6 protein-coding genes are annotated in these 17,951 nt (G+C 70.8%); 2 read left to right on the forward strand and 4 right to left on the reverse strand.

The genetic code is table 11. From position 1 onward, the window contains the following. Positions 1–90 precede the first annotated feature (90 nt). On the forward strand, positions 91–1,155 hold the full coding sequence (locus tag ACH49X_RS00745) for a hypothetical protein (protein ID WP_195079980.1): 1,065 nt from the start codon (positions 91–93) through the stop codon (positions 1,153–1,155). On the opposite strand, the gene ACH49X_RS00750 is transcribed toward ACH49X_RS00745, so the two are convergent. Then, on the reverse strand, positions 1,127–1,447 hold the full coding sequence (locus ACH49X_RS00750; RefSeq protein WP_195079981.1) for a hypothetical protein: 321 nt from the start codon (positions 1,445–1,447) through the stop codon (positions 1,127–1,129). The two genes, ACH49X_RS00745 and ACH49X_RS00750, sit on opposite strands and share 29 nt — an antisense overlap. A 242-nt stretch (positions 1,448–1,689) precedes the next feature. Between ACH49X_RS00750 and ACH49X_RS00755 the strand changes: the two genes are divergently transcribed. Beyond that, positions 1,690–2,025 (forward strand): RNA polymerase-binding protein RbpA, encoded by a 336-nt coding sequence (locus ACH49X_RS00755; RefSeq protein ID WP_039801823.1) that lies wholly within the window; start codon positions 1,690–1,692, stop codon positions 2,023–2,025. Between the two features lie 75 nt (positions 2,026–2,100). Here ACH49X_RS00755 and ACH49X_RS00760 read toward each other — a convergent pair whose 3' ends face one another. The 3 genes from ACH49X_RS00760 to ACH49X_RS00770 form a co-directional block, all read right to left on the reverse strand. Then, the gene (locus ACH49X_RS00760) at positions 2,101–2,883 is read right to left on the reverse strand and encodes an ABC transporter permease (RefSeq protein ID WP_195080290.1); all 783 of its coding nucleotides are present in this window, start codon (positions 2,881–2,883) and stop codon (positions 2,101–2,103) included. Positions 2,884–2,972: 89 nt separating this feature from the next. Next, positions 2,973–3,965 (reverse strand): ATP-binding cassette domain-containing protein, encoded by a 993-nt coding sequence (locus ACH49X_RS00765; protein ID WP_195079982.1) that lies wholly within the window; start codon positions 3,963–3,965, stop codon positions 2,973–2,975. After that, positions 3,962–17,596, reverse strand: coding sequence for an amino acid adenylation domain-containing protein (locus ACH49X_RS00770; RefSeq protein WP_357208843.1), 13,635 nt, complete (start codon positions 17,594–17,596; stop codon positions 3,962–3,964). The genes ACH49X_RS00765 and ACH49X_RS00770 overlap by 4 nt, the downstream gene beginning before the upstream one ends. Positions 17,597–17,951 lie beyond the last annotated feature (355 nt).

Genomic DNA, 17,951 nt, shown 5'->3' on the forward strand with positions numbered 1-17,951 from the left:
CCGCGGGTGGCCCCCCGGTACCGGGGTACTAGACGCGAATAGCGCCCCGGCGGGACGTCCACCGGGGTCCGCGATTCCTACGTTCGCTCCATGTCCACAACACATTTCGTCGCCGCACCCGCAGGCGGGTCGCGGTCGCGTGCGAGCACGCGGACGGCGACGCGCGGGCGGCTGCATCGACCACTGCTCGGCACGGTCGCCGCGATGACCGCGCTCGTCCTGTTCTCCCTCCCGGCGATGCTGCTCGACGACCGCACGCTGCTCGGCGAATCCGTCTGGCTCAAGCCGATGAAATTCGGCCTGGCGTTCACTGTCTACAGCCTCACCCTGGCGTGGCTGTTGTCGTTGCCGCACAAGGGAAGCCGGGTCACCTGGTGGCTGGGCACGGTGTTCGCGGTGACCGGATTCGTCGATGTGGGATTCATCGTGCTGCAAGCCGCGCGCGGCACGTTCAGCCACTTCAACACCGAGACCGACCCGGTGAACTCGATCGGGCAGGTGGTCTTCGCCTCCGGCGTGCCCGGCCTGTTCCTGGCCAACCTGCTCATCGTGCTGATCCTGTCCTGGCAGCGATTGGCGGACCGCCCGACCGCACGCGCCGTCCATGCCGGTCTGGCGCTGGCCGTGGTGGGTATGGCGCTGGGCTACCTGATGGGATTCACCGGCAAGCAGCTCGTCCGCGACAGCGCCGGACGAGTCGTCGAATTGGCCGCCGGGCACACGGTCGCGCCCGACTCCGGCGATCTCGCTCCGCGCGACGCCATGGGCGGCATGCCGATCACGCACTGGAGCACCATCGGCGGCGACCTGCGCGTGCCGCACTTCGTCGGGCTGCACGGCATCCAGGTCCTGCTGCTGGCGGCCATCGCACTCGCCCGGCTCGCGCCGCGGTACCGCTGGCTGCGCCCGCAACGCGCTCGCGCGGCCGTCGTCGCTGTGCTGGCGGCGGGCTACGCCGGCCTGCTGGCGCTGGTCTTCTGGCAGGCGATGCGCGGCCAGTCGCTGGTCCATCCCGACCCGGCCACCTGGTACGCCGCCTCCGGACTTGTGGCGACCGTCGTCGTGCTGCTCGGCGCGGTGTATCTACGCCACCGCGGCGCAACACCCGAGACCACGCCGGAGCCGGTCAGCGCAGACGTTCCGCGTCACGGGTGAGCGCGACCAGCGTCTTGCCGAGCGCCGCCAGCTCATCGGGCGTGGCCCCCTCCGCGATCGCGGTGGCGACGTCCTCGGCGGCGCAGCGGGCGGCGAACCAGCGATCGGCCAGGTCGGCGGCCTCGTGGGCGCTGAGCACGACCGCGTCGTCGGGAATTCCCGTCCCCTTCAAGCTGTTGCGGTGTTCGTAGGCGCGTTGGCGACAGGACTGGCGGCAGTACCGGCGACGGCGGCCGGCCTCCGATTCCACGATCTCCCGCCCACACCACTGGCAGGACAAGCGGCGCGACATGACGCAGAACACTAATCGCTCGCCACTCCTGATCCGCTCAGCGCCCCCGGCGAATCACCCGCCGTCGGGTGCGACGGGGCCGATGCGACGCTGGCACTACAATGGAACGGTTCACCGCGGCCGCGTCGGGAACTATCGGCGCAGGCCCGATCGTTGTACATCAGGTCCGGCGGGTGCTGCGCGCACTCGCGCGGACACGGTCGCAGCGCACGAAGACTCGAGCACACAGGGAGAGGCACACCATGGCAGATCGCGTACTCCGAGGCAGTCGGCTCGGAGCGGTGAGCTACGAGACCGATCGCGACCACGACCTGGCTCCGCGTCGGATCGCCCGGTACCGGACCGACAACGGCGAGGAATTCGACGTCCCCTTCGCCGACGACGCCGAGATCCCGCCGACCTGGCTGTGCCGCAACGGCCAGGAGGGGGTGCTGGTCGAAGGCACCACCCAGGAGACCAAGAAGGTCAAGCCGCCGCGCACGCACTGGGACATGCTGTTGGAACGCCGCAGCAAGGAGGAGCTCGAGGAGCTGCTCAAGGAGCGCTTGGAGCTGCTCAAGACCCGCCGCCGCGCCTGACGGTTCGCGAATACCGAAACGGCCGCCGCATCGTCCGGATGCGGCGGCCGTTCGCTGTGCGCGTGGGCGCGCGGGTCAGTGACTGGCCACCTTCCGGTAGCGCAGCAGCGCCAGCGGCACGGCCACCACGAGGATCGCCACCGAGCAAGCCGCCGCGTATTCGACGCAGTGATCGGCGGCCCATCCGCTGGGCGGGACGAAGGTGGGCGGCGAGTCGTTGTCGAACAATTTGCGTCCCGCCGCCGACACCGCGGTGATCGGATTCCACTCCGCGATGGTGCGCAGCGGGCCGGGCAGAGTCTCGGCGGAGATGAACGCCGAGGAGATGAACGTCAGCGGGAAAAGCCAGATCAACCCGGCGCTCTGCGCCACCTCGACGGTCGGCGACATCAGGCCGGTCAGCGCGCCCACCCAGGACATCGCGAACGCGAACAGCAGGATCACCGCGAACGCCAGCACGGCGTCGGAGACGCTGCCGTGGATGCGCCAGCCCACGATGTACCCGCACCCGACCATCACCGCCAGGCTGAGGATGTTGACCACCAGGTCCGACAGCGTGCGGCCCATCAGCACGGCCAGCCGCGACATCGGCAGCGCCCGCATCCGGTCGATGATGCCCTTCTGCAGATCCCCTGCCAGGCCGACCGTGGTGAACGCGGCGTTGAACGCCACCGTCTGGGTGAAGATGCCCGCGAGCAGGAATTCCCGGTACTGGCCGCCGCCCAGCGACGCGCCGAAGATGTAGGCGAACAGGAACACGAACATCAGCGGTTGGATCGTGGCCGTCACCAGCAGCGTCGGCACGCGCAGGATGGTGAGCAGATTGCGGTGCGCGACGATGGCGCTGTCCCGGAACAACCGCAGCCGTGGAGCGGTATCCCGATGCGCCGCGGCCTTTTCCGGCTTCGGCTCCGCCTTCGGGGCGGCCTCCCCGGCGATTGCCGTGCTCACGACATGATCTCCTCTTGTACGTCGTCGGTCTCCGGTTCCGTGACGTGCGCGCCGCCCGGCTTGCCGGTGAGGGAAAGGAATACATCGTCGAGGCTCGGCCGGTGCACGTTCGCGTCGACCACGCAGACGCCCGCGTCGTCGAGCCTGCGCAGCGCCTCCACCATCGTGCGCGAACCGTCGCCGACCACCACCGACACCTCGTCGGTGCCCGCCTCGTGGACGGGCTCGCCGACGCCCACCTGTGCCAGCACGGCCAGCGCCGGCGCGGCGGCTTGTCCGGCGGCGAGGGTGACGGTGAGCCGGTCGCCGCCGATCGAGGTCTTCAGTTCGTCGGCCGAGCCGCGCGCGATGACCCGCCCATGATCGATGACGGTGATGCGGTCGGCCAGCAGGTCGGCCTCTTCCAGATACTGCGTGGTGAGCAGGACGGTGGTTCCGTCGTCGACGAGGTCGCCGATCACCCGCCACATGTCCAGCCTGCCGCGCGGGTCCAAGCCGGTGGTCGGCTCGTCCAGCACGACCACGGCGGGCCGGGCGACCAGCGCCCCCGCGAGATCCAGCCGCCGGGCCATGCCGCCGGAGTAGGTTCCCGCTCTGCGATGCGCGGCGTGGTCGAGCCCGAGGGCGCCGAGCAGTTCGGTGGCGCGCGCGGTCGCCTGGCGCTGGGACATCCCGTACAACCGGGCCACCATGCGCAGGTTCTCGTACCCGGACAGGTTCGCGTCGACGGCAGCGTACTGGCCGGACAGGCCGATCCGTTTGCGCGCCGCCGCGGGATCGCGCAGCACGTCGACGCCCGCCACCCGCACCGACCCGGCGGACGGCTTCAGCAGCGTGGTGACGATCCGCACGGTCGTCGTCTTGCCCGCGCCGTTCGGGCCGAGCAGCCCCATCACGGTGCCGGCGGGAATCCGTAGATCGACATCGTCCAGCACGCGGACCCGGCCGTAGCTCTTGACCAGGCCGGTCACTTCCACCGCGAAGCTCACCTGTGCGTCTCCTTCGTCTCCAGCCACCTCCGCAGCACCGGCCCGATCACCGCCAGCGCCTCCGGGGTGGTCATCGCGGAGTGCGCGCAGCGCAACTCGTGGTCGTGAACGGCGCCGGTGACGTACGGCTCCCACGCGTCGGCGCTGCGGTCGGGATCGGCCCGGTTGACCGGATCGTCGCCCGCGCTGAAGAACAGCAGGTCACCGTCGAACGGGCGGGGCCGGAAGGTGTGCGCGAGCACGGTGCCGTTCTCGTAGCCCGCGTAGAGGCGCTCCAGATGCTCGACGGTCAGCGCCGCGAACGGTCCGGACCGGGCGCGCAGCAGTTCGGCCGCCTCCCGCAGGCTCATGCCGGGATCGATCTGCGCGGCGAGTTCGGCGCTGCCGAACTCGCCGACGATCTCCGCGACGCTCGGTGTCGCCTGGTCGAGCAGGTCGTCCGACAGCCGGTAGCTGTCCATCATCGACAGCAGGGCGACCTCATCGCCCGCCTCTTGCAGCTGCACCGCCATCTCCTGCGCGATGAGTCCGCCGAGCGACCAGCCGAGCAAGTGGTAGGGACCTTCCGGCTGAATCTCCTTGATCTCGGCCACATAGCGGCTCGCGGCCTCGTCGATCGACGTGTAGCTTTCCTGCACCGCCACGTGCGGCGCCTGCAACCCGTACACCGGACGATCCGCCGGAAGGTGCGCGAGCAACCCGGAGTAGCACCACGCCAGACCGATCGCCGGATGCACGCAGAACAGCGGCGCCCGGCCGGCAGCGGCGCCCGGCCGGATCGGCAGCACCGGCGCCAGCATCGCGGCCACCGCCGCGCCCGAGGTCGCGCCCGAGCCGTCCAGGCGCGCCGCGATGGCAGCGGGCGTCGCGTCGCCGAACATCAACTGCACCGGCAGGTCGATGCCTTTCTCCCGTACGTGCGCGACGACCTTCGTGGCCAGCAGCGAGTTTCCGCCGAGTTCGAAGAAGCCGTCGTCCACGCCGACCGACTCCACGCCGAGCACCTCGGCGAAGGCCGCGCACAGCGCCTCCTCCGTCGGGGTGGACGGAGCCCGATAACCCTCGCCCGCGGTGAACACCGGTTCCGGCAGCTTCGCCCGGTCCAGCTTGCCCACCGGGCTCAGCGGGACCTCGTCGAGCAGCATGATCGATTGCGGCACCATGTAATTCGGCACCAGCCCGGCCACGTGCCCGGTCAGCTCGGCCGCGGTGAGCGACACTCCGTCCCGCGCCTTCACATACGACACCAACGCCGTCGCGCCGGCCGGGGTGCGATGCCCGATAGTGAGGGAGAACGCCACCCCGCCGTGGCGGGCGAGCGCGGCGTCGATCTCACCGAGTTCGATACGGAAACCGCGGATCTTGACCTGATGGTCGGTGCGGCCGACGTATTGGATTTCCGGCGCGGCGTCCACCGGCGAACCCTGCTCCCGCGAACCGGACCACCAGCGCACCAGATCGCCGGTGCGGTACATCCGCTCCCCCGGTTTGCCGAACGGGTTGGCGACGAACCGCTGAGCGGTCAGGCCGGGACGGTTCAGGTAACCGCGGGCCAGCGCGTCACCGGACAGGTGCAGTTCGCCGGTCACCCCCAGCGGAGCCGGATGCAGCCGCGCGTCGAGGATCGCCGCGTTGACGCCGCGGATTGGTCCGCCGATGGTGATCGGCTCGCCGGGCGACATCGGCTGCGAGATCACCGTGACGATGGTGGTCTCGGTCGGACCGTAGACGTTGTACAGATTGCGGCCGGGCGCCCACCGGGTCACCAGGTCAGGCGGCAACGCCTCACCGCCGACCAGCACGTGCTGCAGCTCGGGCAGGCCCTTGGGGTCGACCGTGCCGAGCGCGGAGGTGGTGATGAACGCGTGGGTGATTCCCTCCGCGGCGAAGACCTGCCGCAGTTCGTCGCCGCCGACCACGCCGCTCGGCGTGATCACCAGAGTCGCCGCGCCGCCGAGGGACAGCAGCAGATCGAGCATCGCGGCGTCGAAGCTCGGCGTGGCGAAATGCAGCACCCGGCAGCCGGGCTGGACGTCGAACCGGTGGGCGGTCTCGGCGGCGAAGTTCGACAATCCGCCGTGGGTGACCATCACGCCCTTCGGCGTGCCGGTGGAGCCGGAGGTGTAGATCACGTACGCGGGGTTGTCGATCCGCAGCGGAGCGAGACGCTCCGCGTCGGCGATCGGCACGTCCGGCGCGTCGAGCACCAGACCGCGGAACTCCGGGTCGTCCAGCACGATCCACTCCGTGTCCTCGGGCAGCTCGCCGCGGTAGTCCGCCAGCGTGATGCCCAGTGCCGCACCGGAATCCGACAGCATGTGCGCGATGCGCTGCCGCGGGTACAGCGGGTCGACCGGCACGAACGCCGCTCCGGCCTTGGCCACCGCGAGTACCGTCGCCACCGACTCGATCGATCGCGGGATGCCGAGCGCCACCAGCGTTTCCGGGCCGACGCCACGGGCGATGAGCACGCGCGCCAGCCGGTTGGTCCAGCGATCGAGGGCATCGTAGGTGACCTCGGTGCCGTCGGCGACCAGGGCGACGCCGGCCCGGTCGACGCTCGCCGCCTGCTCGAACACTTCCGGGAAGGTGATCGGCCGATCCGGTTTGCCTCCGCGCACCGGAGCCAGCCCCGACCATTCGGCGGGATCGAGCAGTTCCAGATCGCCCACGGCGGTGGTGGGGTTCGCGGCGATCGCGGCGAGCAAGCGGGTCAGGCGCTTGCCGAGCCGCTGCGCGGTCGGCTCGTCGAACAGGTCCATCGCGTAGTTCACCGCCACCGTGATGCCGGCCGGATGCCGTTGCGGCGTCTGCGTTTCGGTCAGGGTGAACTGGAGATCGAACTTGGCGATCCCGGCGTCGATGTCGGCCGCCTCGATGTGCAGGCCGGGCAGGTCCAGGCCGCCGACCGGTTCGTTGCGGACCGAGAGCATCACCTGGAACATCGGATGGTGCGACTGCGACCTGGCCGGGTTGAGCACCTCCACCAGGCGTTCGAACGGCAGGTCGGCGTTGGCGAAGGCGTCCAGGTCGGTTTCGCGCACCGCGTGCAGCAGGTCGGTGAACCTGGCGCCGGGGTCGATCCGCGTGCGCAGCACGAGCGTGTTGACGAACATGCCGACCAGACGGTCCAGCGCGGGATGGCCGCGGCCCGCGATCGGGGTGCCGACGGTGATGTCGTCGGTGGCGGTCATCCGGTGCAGCAGCACCGCCAGCGCGGCGTGCAGGACCATGAACAGGCTGACGTTGTTGCTGCCCGCGATCATCTGCAGCTCGCGGTGGGTGACCGGGTCCACCGCGCATTCCACGGTGCCGCCCCGGTAGGACGGAGCCGGCGGACGCGGCCGGTCGGCGGGCACGGTCAGCAACTCGGGGATGCCGTCGAGGGTGTGCCGCCAGTACTCCAGCTGCCTGCTCACCGCCGAGTCCGGATCGTCCTCGCTGCCGAGCACCTCCTGCTGCCACAGGGTGTAGTCGGCGTATTGGACCTCGAGCTCCGCCCACTGCGCCGGGCCGCCGCCGCAGGCCGCGCGATAGGCGACGGCGACGTCCGCGGCCATCGGCTCGAGCGACCAGCCGTCCATCGCGATGTGATGCACCACGACGACGAGCACATGCTCCGGGGTCTGTGCGTCCGGCACCGAGATCAGCGCCGCGCGGATCGGCACGGTGGTGGCCAGATCGAACCCCGGTGCGGCGAAACGTCGTACGGCGGACTCGACCTCGTGCGGGCGCGCCGTCATCCGCGACAGCGAGACGGCCGCCTCGGCCGGGTCGAGCACGACCTGCGCCGGCGCGCCGTCGGTCTCGGGGAACACCGTGCGCAGGGTCTCGTGCCTGGCCTGTACCGCGTGCAGGGCGGAGACGAGCGCTTCGACGTCGAGGCGGCCGGACATGCGCAGCACGAGCGGGACGTTGTAGGCGCCCGCCGACTGTCCGTCGCCGGATCCGGCGTTGAACCGGTTGAGGAACCACAGCCGCCGCTGGGCGGCCGACAGCGGGATCCGCTCCGGACGCTGCCTGCGCACCAGCGCGGGGCGGTCGGCGTCGGAGGCCGCGCCCGCCTCCAGCAGCTCGGCCAGCTCGGCGACGGTCGGCGTGGCGAACACGGTGCGCACGGCGAGGCGCACGTTCGTCGCCGCGGCCAGCCGCGCGACGAGCTGGGTTGCCAGCAGCGAGTTGCCGCCGATGTCGAAGAAACTGTCGTCGGCGCGGACGCCGTCGGCCCCGATCAGCTCACCGATCACCGACGCCACCAAGCGCTCCGCGTCGGTCCGCGGCGCACGGCCGCCCTGCTCGGCGTGCAGCCGCGGTTCGGGCAGCGCGGCGACGTCCAGTTTGCCGACCGGGGTCAGCGGGATGGTGTCCAGCACGGTGATGCCGGAGGGCACCATGTGCGCGGGCAGCCTGCGGGCGACGAAGGCGCGCACCGCATCGGTGTCCACTCCGGCCGTCCGGTCGGCGGGCTGCACGAACGCGACGATCCGGTCGGCGCCCGCGATGCGGCGCACCTCGGTGTGCGCGAAGCGCACCGACGGATGTTCGCCGAGCACGCCGGTGATCTCGCCGAGCTCGACCCGGAAACCGCGCAGCTTCACCTGGTGGTCGGTGCGCCCGAGGTAGACCAGCTCGCCGGATGCGTTCCAGCGCACCACGTCACCGGTCCGGTACATCCTGGCGCCGGCCGGGCCACACGGATCGGCCACGAAGCGGGTCGCGGTGAGCCCGAACCGGTCGAAGTACCCGCGCGCCAAGCCGTGGCCGGCGAGATACAGCTCGCCGGGAACGCCGACCGGCACCGGGCGCAACCGCTCGTCGAGCACCAACGCCCTGGCCCCGCGCACCAGGCTGCCGATGGTGATCGGCGCACCGGCGCGCATCGGACCGGAGATCGTGATGACCACCGTGGTCTCGGTGGGCCCGTACACGTCGCACAGCACCCGTCCCGGCGCCCAGCGCGCCACCAGATCCGGCGCGACCGCCTCGCCGCCGACCATGAGCGCGCGCATGTGCGGCAGCGGCCAGCGTTCGTGGTCGATCGTGGCCAGCGCGGCCGGGGTCATGAAGCCGTGCGAGACCCGCTCGCGTTCCAGCAGCGCGGCCAGCTCGTCGCCGCCGTAGATGTCGGTCGGGCAGATCACCATCGCCGCGCCCGCGCCCAGCGCGATGAGCAGATCCAGGATCGCCGCGTCGAAACTCGGCGTCGCGAAATGCAATGTGCGGGAATGCTCGTCGACGCCGATGCGGTCGCGGACCTCGTCGGCCAGATTGGACAGGCCGCTGTGGGTCACCGCGACGCCCTTGGGCGTTCCGGTCGATCCGGAGGTGTAGACCAGGTAGGCCAGGTCCGCCACCTGGATGGCGCGCGTGCGCTCGCGGTCGTGGATCGGCGCGTCGTCGTGGCCGTCGAGTTCGGCGGCGAATTCGGGCCGGTCCAGCAGCAGCCACTCGATGTCACGGTCGGCCGGAGCGCCCGTGCGCAGCTGCTCGATGTGCGCGGTGACCGTGACGCCGGTCGCGCAACCGGAGTCGGCGAGCATGTGGCGGATGCGCTCGGCCGGGTACTTCGGGTCGACCGGGACGAACGTCGCGCCGGATTTCGCGGCCGCCAGCAGCGCCACCACCGAATCGATCGAGCGGGTGAGCCCGAGCGCCACCCGGGTTCCCGGGCCGAGTCCGCGCGCGATGAGCGCGCGGGCCAAGCGGTTGGAACGCCGGTCGAGTTCGGCGTAGGTCAGTGCGGTCGTCCCCGCGCACAGCGCCGTGTTGTGCGGGAACCGTCGGCTGGTGGCGGTGAAGTACGCGGCCAGCGTGCGCGGCTCGGCCGCATGCCGCCCGCGCGCCGGGGCGAGTGTGCGGCGCTCGTGGTCGGTACGCACGTCGATGTCGCGGATGAGCACGCGCGGGTCCGCGGTGACGGCGGAGAGCACGCGCAGGAACCGGTCCGCCAGCGTCTCGATGGTCGTAGCGTCGAAAAGCTCTGCCGCGTAGACGAATTCGTAGACGCTGTCCGCGCCGGCGTCAGGTCCCGGGGCAGCGGTGTCGTCGGCGACCCGCAACTCCAGATCGAACTTCGCCAGCGCGATGTCCAACGGCTCCGCGCGCAACGCGAGGCCGGGCAGCTCCAGGGCGGGCACCGGGCCGTCCTGCAGGCTCAGCGCCACCTGGAACAGCGGATGACGGCCGGTGGAGCGGGCCTCGGCGCCCAGTTCGTCCACGATGCGCTCGAACGGGATGTCGGCGTGCGCCAGCGCGGCCAGCTCGGTGTCCCGGTCGGCGCGCAGCAGGTCGGTGAAGCCGCGGTCCGGGTCGACGTCGGAGCGCAGCACCAGCGTGTTCACGAACATGCCAACCAGTTCGTCGAGCTTGGTGTCGGTACGCCCGGCCACCGGGGTGCCGATCACGATGTCGCGTCCGCCGGTGACGCAGCGCAACAGCACCGCGAACGCCGAACGCAGCACCATGAACTTGCTGACGCCGCGCTCGCGGGCCAGCGCGTCGAGCCCGCGGCGCACCTGCTCCGGCACGGTGAAACGCACCGTCCCGGCCTGCTGTGTCGGTTCGTCGGGCCGCGGCCGGTCGTAGGGCAGCGGCAACTGGTCGGGGATGTCGGCCAGCGCGGTGCGCCAGTACTCCAGTTGGGTCGCCGCCGCGCTGTCGGGATCGTTCTCCGAGCCGAGGCAGGCACGCTGCCAGAGCCCGAAATCGGCGTACTGCACCGGAAGCGGCGTCCAGGACGGCGCCGCGCCCTCGTGCCTCGCCGCATACGCGGCGGCCAAGTCCCTGGTCAGCGGACCGAGCGACCAGCCGTCGGCGGCGATGTGGTGCAGCACGACCCCGAGCAGGTAGCGCTCGGGCGCGGTGCGTAGCAGCGACAGCCGCAGGGGCGGTTGCCTGGTCAGATCGAAACCGCTGTGCGCCAACGCGTCCAGCGCGGCCTTCGCGCCGGAGTCGTCGATGTCGGTGACCGCCACCTCCGGCACCGCCCGCTCGACCGGAAGCACCACCTGCTGTGCGCCTTCGGCGTCCTCCGGGAAGACGGTGCGCAGCACTTCGTGCCGCCGCACCACGTCGGTGATCGCCTCGCGCAGCGCCGGGACGTCCAGATCGCCTGCCACCCGGATCACGAAAGCGATGTTGTATGCGCTCGATTCGGGCGCGAATCGGTTGATGAACCACAAACGCTGCTGCGGCAGCGACAATGGAATACGTCCCGGACGCGGCGTCCGCACCGCCAGCGCAGGCCGTTGCGTCCGGGGCGTTCGATCCAGTTGTTCGGCGACCGCGGCGACCGTCGGCGCCTCGAAGATCGATCGCACCGGCAGCTCCACCCCGAACTCCGCGTGCAGCGCGGCGGCGAGGCGGGTGGCCAGCAGCGAGTTGCCGCCGAGATCGAAGAAGCTGTCCTCGGCTCCGGTCACCGGGCGGCCGAGCACCCCGCCGAACACACCCGCCACGCCGAGTTCCCGCGGGGTGCTCGGCGGGCGCGATGTCCCCGCGGCTGCGAATACCGGCTCCGGCAACGCCTTTCGATCCAGCTTGCCCGCGGGCGTCACCGGCAGCTCGTCGAGCACCGCCACCGATGCGGGCACCATGTAGCCGGGCAGCCGCTGGCGCGCGGTCTCCAGCACGGCCCGCGCCTCGACCGGACGGTCCGCCGTCACGTACGACGCCAGCCGCACCTGGCCCTGTTCGTCGGTGTGCACCACGGTGAGGGCGAAGCGGACGCCGGGATGCGAGCGCAGCACGTTGTCGATCTCGCGCAGTTCGATCCGGAAGCCGCGGATCTTGATCTGATCGTCCGCGCGCCCGAGGAACCGCAGCTGTCCGGTTCGCTCCATGACGACCAAGTCGCCGGTGCGGTACATCCGCTCGCCGCGCCTGCCGTGCGGGTTGGGCACGAACCGTGCCGCGGTCAGGCCGAACCGGCCGTGGTAGCCGCGGGCGACGCCGGGACCGGAGACATACAACTCGCCCGGCGTGCCCGGCGGCACCGGATGCAGGCGGTTGTCCAGCACGAACAGCCGCATGCCGCGCACCGGCGAGCCGAGCGGCACCGGACCGCCCGGCCGCATCGGCCCGCTGGCGGTCGCCGCGACGGTGGCCTCGGACGGGCCGTACATATTGTGCATGCGGTGCCCGGCGGTCCAGGTCTCGACGAGTTCCTCCGAGCAGGCGTCGCCGCCGACGATGACCGTCTCCAGCTCGTCGAGCCCCTCGTTCGGTACGGTCGCCAGCGCCGCCGGTGTCACGAAGGCGTGGGTGACCCGCTCCTCGCGCAGCAGCGCCGCCAGCTCGGCCCCGCCGTACATGCCCGGCGGAGCGATCACCATCGTGGCGCCAGCGGCGAAGCCGAGCAGCAGCTCGAGCACCGACGCGTCGAAGCTGGGCGAGGAGAAGTGCAGCGTGCGCGTCGCGTCCGAGATACCGAACAGGTAGTTCTGCTCACTGGCCAGGGAGGCGATGCCGGCATGGGTCACCACGACCGCCTTCGGCGTGCCGGTGGACCCGGAGGTGTAGATGAGGTACGCCGGGTGGCTCACCCGCATCGGGTGGTGCCGCTCGTCGTCGGTGATCGGGTCCGTCGACCGGCCTGCCAGTTCCGCGGTGAGTTCGCCCGAGCCGATGACCAGCCAGTCGACCTGGGTCTTGCGGTGCTTGCCCCGCGTCGCGGGCACAGCGGGCATGGCGGCGAGGGATTCGGGATCGGTGAGGCCGAGTATCGCGCCGGAGTCCCCGATCATGTGCGCGATCCGCTCCGCCGGGTAGTTCGGATCGATCGGCACGTAGGCCGCGCCGGTCTTGGCGACCGACCACACCGCGGTGATCGCGTCCAGCCCGCGCGGCAGCGCGATCGCGACGACCGTCTCGGGACCGGCGCCGTGCTCGATGAGGACGCGCGCCAGCGCGTTCGATCGCTCGTCGAGTTCACGGTAGGTGGTGGCGGCGCCGAGGTAGCGGACCGCAACCGCGTCCGGCAGCCTGCGCGCGGTGCCGGACAGCAAGCCGGCCAGGGTGGTCGACGGCTCGGCGGGCGCGCCCGCGATGGGCACCAGTTTCTCGGTCTCCCTGCGGTCCAGGATCGGCAGGTCGCCGACCGGCAGTTCGGGCGCGGCCACGCCGCCCGCGAGCACCGCGACGAACCTGCGGGCGAACGATTGCACCGTGGTCTGATCGAAAACATCTGTGGTGTAGCCGAATTCGGCCGACAGCGGTCCGTCGCCCGAGTCGTCGTGGACGACCAACTGCAGGTCGAACTTGGCGACGTCGGACGCGATCGGCAGCACCGTGGCGCGGACGCCGGGAAGCTCGATCCGCAGATCCGGCGCGTGGTCGTAGGACAGCATCACCTGGAACAGCGGGTGCCGCGACGGAGAACGCTCCGGGTTGACCACCTCGACCAGCCGCTCGAAGGGAACGTCGGCGTTGGCGAAGGCGTTCAGGTCGGTCTCGCGCACCACATCGAGCATCCGGTCGAACCCGGCCGCCGGGTCGACCGCGGTGCGCAGGACGAGGGTGTTGACGAACATGCCGACCAGATCGTCGAGCGCCGGATCGGAACGGCCCGCGATCGGGGTGCCGATGGCGATGTCACCGCTCGCGCACAGCCGCGACAGCAGGGTCGCCAGCGCCGCGTGCAACACCATGAACATGCTCACGCCACGGCTGGCCGCCAGTTCGATGGCCGAGCGGCGGATCTCGGCCGGAATGGTGAACTCGACCCGGCCGCCGACGGTCGACCTGCGCAGCGGGCGCGGGCGGTCCAGCGGCAGATCGAGTTGCTCGGGGAGCCCGGCCAGCGCCGCGCGCCAGTGGGTGAGCTGGCGGCTGAGCGCGCTGGACGGATCGGACTCGTCGCCGAGCAGTTCGCGCTGCCACAGGGCGAAGTCGGCGTATTGCACCGGCAGTTGCGTCCACTGCGGCTCCACGCCGTTCGCGCGCGCGGCCACCGCCGTCATCAGGTCCTTGGCCAGCGGCGTGATGGACCAGCCGTCACCGCAGATGTGATGCAGCACGACGAGGAAGACGTGCCGCTGCGGGCCGGTGCGGTAGAGCGCCACCCGGATCGGGGCCTGGCTGCGCAGATCGAAGCCGTATCCGGCGTATTCGGTCGCCAGTTCCGCCACGTCGGCGGCGGTGACATCGATCGGGTCGAGCGCCAGCGGGATCGCGTCGGCCGGATGGATCAGCTGGTAGGGCCCCTCCGGCGACTCCGGGAAGGTGGTGCGCAGGCTTTCGTGCCGTTCGATGACGTCCACCAGCCCCGCCCGCAACGCGGCCACGTCCAGCGGGCCCTCCACCTCCACCGCGAGCGGCATGTTGTACGCGGCGGCGTGTTCGGAGAACCGGTTCAGGATCCACAGCCGCTGCTGCGCCTGCGACAACGGGATGCGCTCCGGTCGTTCGGCCGGCGTCAGCCGCGGTGAGGAGACATCGGTGGGCTGCGTGGCGAACCGGCGGGTGAGCGCCTCGATCGTCGCGGACTCGAACAGATCCCGGATGGTCAGCGCGGTGCCGAGCGCGGCGTTGATCCTGGACACCGCCCGTGCGGCGATGAGCGAGTTGCCGCCGAGGTCGAAGAAGTTGTCCTCGATGCCGACCTCGGTGTCGAGCACCTCGGCGAAGATGCCGGCGAGTACTCGCTCGACTTCGGTGCGCGGTTCGGCGATCGGCCCGATCGGTCGCGTGCCGGGGGTGGGCGCGGGCAGCGCCTTGCGATCGATCTTGCCGTTGGCGCTCAGCGGCAGCTCGTCGAGTTCCATCAGCGCGGAGGGCACCATGTACCCGGGCAGGGTGCGGCGCAGTCCGGTCAGCAGCGCGGCCGTGTCCAGCGGGGCATCGTCGTCGTCGTGCTTCGCCGCGACCACATAGGCGACCAGTTCGTCGCCGGTGCGTCCGGTGTGCGCGACGCACACCGCGCGGGCCACCCGCGAGTCCTCGAGCAAGGCGGCCTCGATCTCGCCGAGCTCGATGCGCAAGCCACGGATCTTGACCTGGAAATCGCTGCGGCCGAGGTACTCCAGCACGCCGGGCTCGGCGCCGGAGCGGCCGATCTGCCAGCGTGCCAGGTCGCCGGTGCGGTACATCCGCGCGCCGGCAGCGAAGGGGTCGGCGACGAACCGGTCCGCGGTCAGCCGCGGCTGTCTCAGGTAGCCGCGGGCCAGCTGGACCCCGGCGAGGTAGAGTTCGCCGACCACGCCGGGCGGGACGGGTTGCAACCGGTCGTCCAGCACGTAGGTTCGGGTGTTCCACACCGGCGAGCCGATCGGCACGGCGGTGGCGTCGGGCGGGCATGCCCAGTAGGTGACGTCGACGGCCGCTTCGGTCGGGCCGTACAGGTTGTGCAGTTCGGCGGCGGGCAGGGCCGCGTAGAACTCCCGCACCGCGGCGGCGGGCAGCGCCTCGCCGCTGCAGAAGACCCGGTGCAGGCCCGCGCAGCCGCTCAGATCGGCCTCGGCGACGAAGACCGATAGCATCGACGGCACGAAATGCGCCGTGGTGACGTGCTTCTCGGCGATGATCCGGGCGAGGTACCCCGGGTCGCGGTGCCCGTCGGGGGCGGCGATCACCAAGCGCGCACCGACCTGTAGAGGCCAGAAGAACTCCCACACCGAGACGTCGAAGGTGGCCGGGGTCTTCTGCAGCACCGCGTCGTCGCGGCCGAGCGGATACTCGTGCTGCATCCAGCGCAGCCGGTTGACGATGGCGGCATGGCTGACGCCGACACCCTTGGGCTTTCCGGTCGATCCGGAGGTGAAGATGACGTAGGCGAGGTGGTCAGGGCGCAGTCCGGCCGTGCGGTCGGCGTCGGTGATCGGCGCGTCGTCGAATTCGGCTACCGAGGCGGTGTCGACGTCCAGCCTGGTGACCGACGTGGGCAGTTCCACGTCGTCGCGGCTCGCCGTGAGCACGCACAACGGCTCGGCCTGACGCACGATCTGCGCGATCCGCTCGGCCGGGTGCTCGGTGTCCAGCGGCAGGTACGCCGCGCCCGCCTGCACGATCGCGTACATGCCGACCACCAGGTCGAGGCTGCGGCGCAGGCACAGGCCGACCGTCGTATCGGGCCCGGCGCCGCGCGCGATCAACAGCCTGGCCAGGCGGTTGGCGCGGGCGTCGAGCTCGGCGTAGGTCAGCGACTCCTCGCCGAACTCGAGCGCGATCGCGTCCGGATCGGACGCGGCGCGTTCGGCGAAGAGGCCCGCCAGGGTCCCCTCCTGCCGGGGCGCCACGGTGGCGTTCCACCCGTGCAGCACCTGTTCGCGCTCGGCATGGGTGATCGCGCCGAGCGACTCGGCGGGCGCCGTGGGGTCGGCGGCCAGGAAGCGGCCGAGGAAGTCCAGATAGCGCGCGTGGTGCACGCTCACTTCGGCCTCGCCGTAGAGGCGGGGATTGGCCTCGAAGTCGACGTGCAGGCGGCCGCCTGCGCCGTTGTAGACGTTGACCGAGAGGTCCTCGACGGGGCCGGTGGCCAACACGTGCATCGACCCGACCAGGCTGCCGAAACGCAGCTCGTCGTGGAACAGCATCAGGTTGACCATCGGGCCGAAGAAGCCGCGCGCGTCGCGCGAGTAGCCGCTGTCGCGCCGGATGTCGTCGTGCCGGTAGCGCTGATGCCGCAAGGCGCCGGTGATCTGCAGCTCGGCCGCCTTCACCAGGTCGCCGATCGTGGTCGCCGGATCGATCCGCAGCCGGATCGGCACGACGTTGGAGATCACGCCCGCCGAGCGGCGCAGCGACACCGTGGTGCGCGCCGAGACCGGCAGGCTCAGCACCACGTCGGCGTTGCCCGTCACCGAACGCACGTAGGCAGCCATCGCCGCGACGAACATCGCCGCGTCGGTGGTGTTCCACGCGCTGGTCGCCGCCTCGATCGCGGCGTGGCGCTCGTCGTCGAGCACCGCGGTGGCCAGCCTGCGGCCCGCGTCGTGGGTGGCCGCGCCGAGCCGGGCGCCGCCGAGGCTCACCGGCTCCCCCACGCCCGACAGCTGCCCGAGCCAGTACTCGCGGTCGCTCTGGAAACGGCTGGAATCGTGGTAGCGCGCCTCGTCGGCGTAGATCTCCGCCAGCGGCGTCGCCCGCGAGGCGACCGGCTCGGTCCGGTTCTCCAGCGCGGTGTAGATCTCCGCGGTACGGGTGAGCGCGTTCATAGCACCGTAGCCGTCGATGACGATGTGGTGGGCGAACGAATACCAGATGTAGTGGGAGTCTCCGATCCGCAGCACCGCGTTGGAGGTCAGCGGGTCGCCTTCCAGATCGATCGGCGCACTGGTGTGCTCGTGCATCCAGCGCAGCGCCGCGGCGTACGGGTCTGGCTCGCCGCGCAGATCGATGCGCTCCCACCCGGGCCGGTGCTCCGGGTCCACGATCTGATACGGAGTGCCATCTATTTCCACGAGGCGGACTTGACCCACCTGGGTCTCGGCGCCGAAACGCTCGATCGCGTACAGCAGCCTCCCCTCGTCCAGGTCACCGCGTATCTCGACGTACTGGGAGATCGTGAGCGGTACGTCGGGGCGAATTCGCTGCGCGTACCAGAGAGCTGTCTGCGCGGGTGACAGAGCAAACGGTTGGGCCGAGAATTCGCCGGATGAACATTGGTCGACGCGATCCGTGGCCAATGAACTCATCAATCACTCCGTTCTGCCGCTGTTGACGCAACTCCCCGAGCACCGTCCCAGCAAGCGCACGCGCGCCAGCCGCAGGACGTGATCCACGCCCTATGATTCGGAGCGTCGCATCAGCCGGATTGCCGACGTTTTGGATTTGTTTCACATCCAACGTCCTTGGCAGAAGGCCACTTTGGTTGGTTACATTTCCGCAAACATTGCGACTCAACTAGGTCGAACCGAAGCAAAACGGGTCCTGACCAGACTGTTCGATGATACTCCGCCGATCGCGTCCGTTGTCTGGCGAACAGCGCGCAACTTGATTACGCACCTTCGCTTTCGGGGCGGTAGGGGCAAGAACATACCGCGTGTTCGG

Source organism: Nocardia sp. NPDC019323 (assembly GCF_044389845.1).
GTDB classification, from domain to species: domain Bacteria; phylum Actinomycetota; class Actinomycetes; order Mycobacteriales; family Mycobacteriaceae; genus Nocardia; species Nocardia implantans.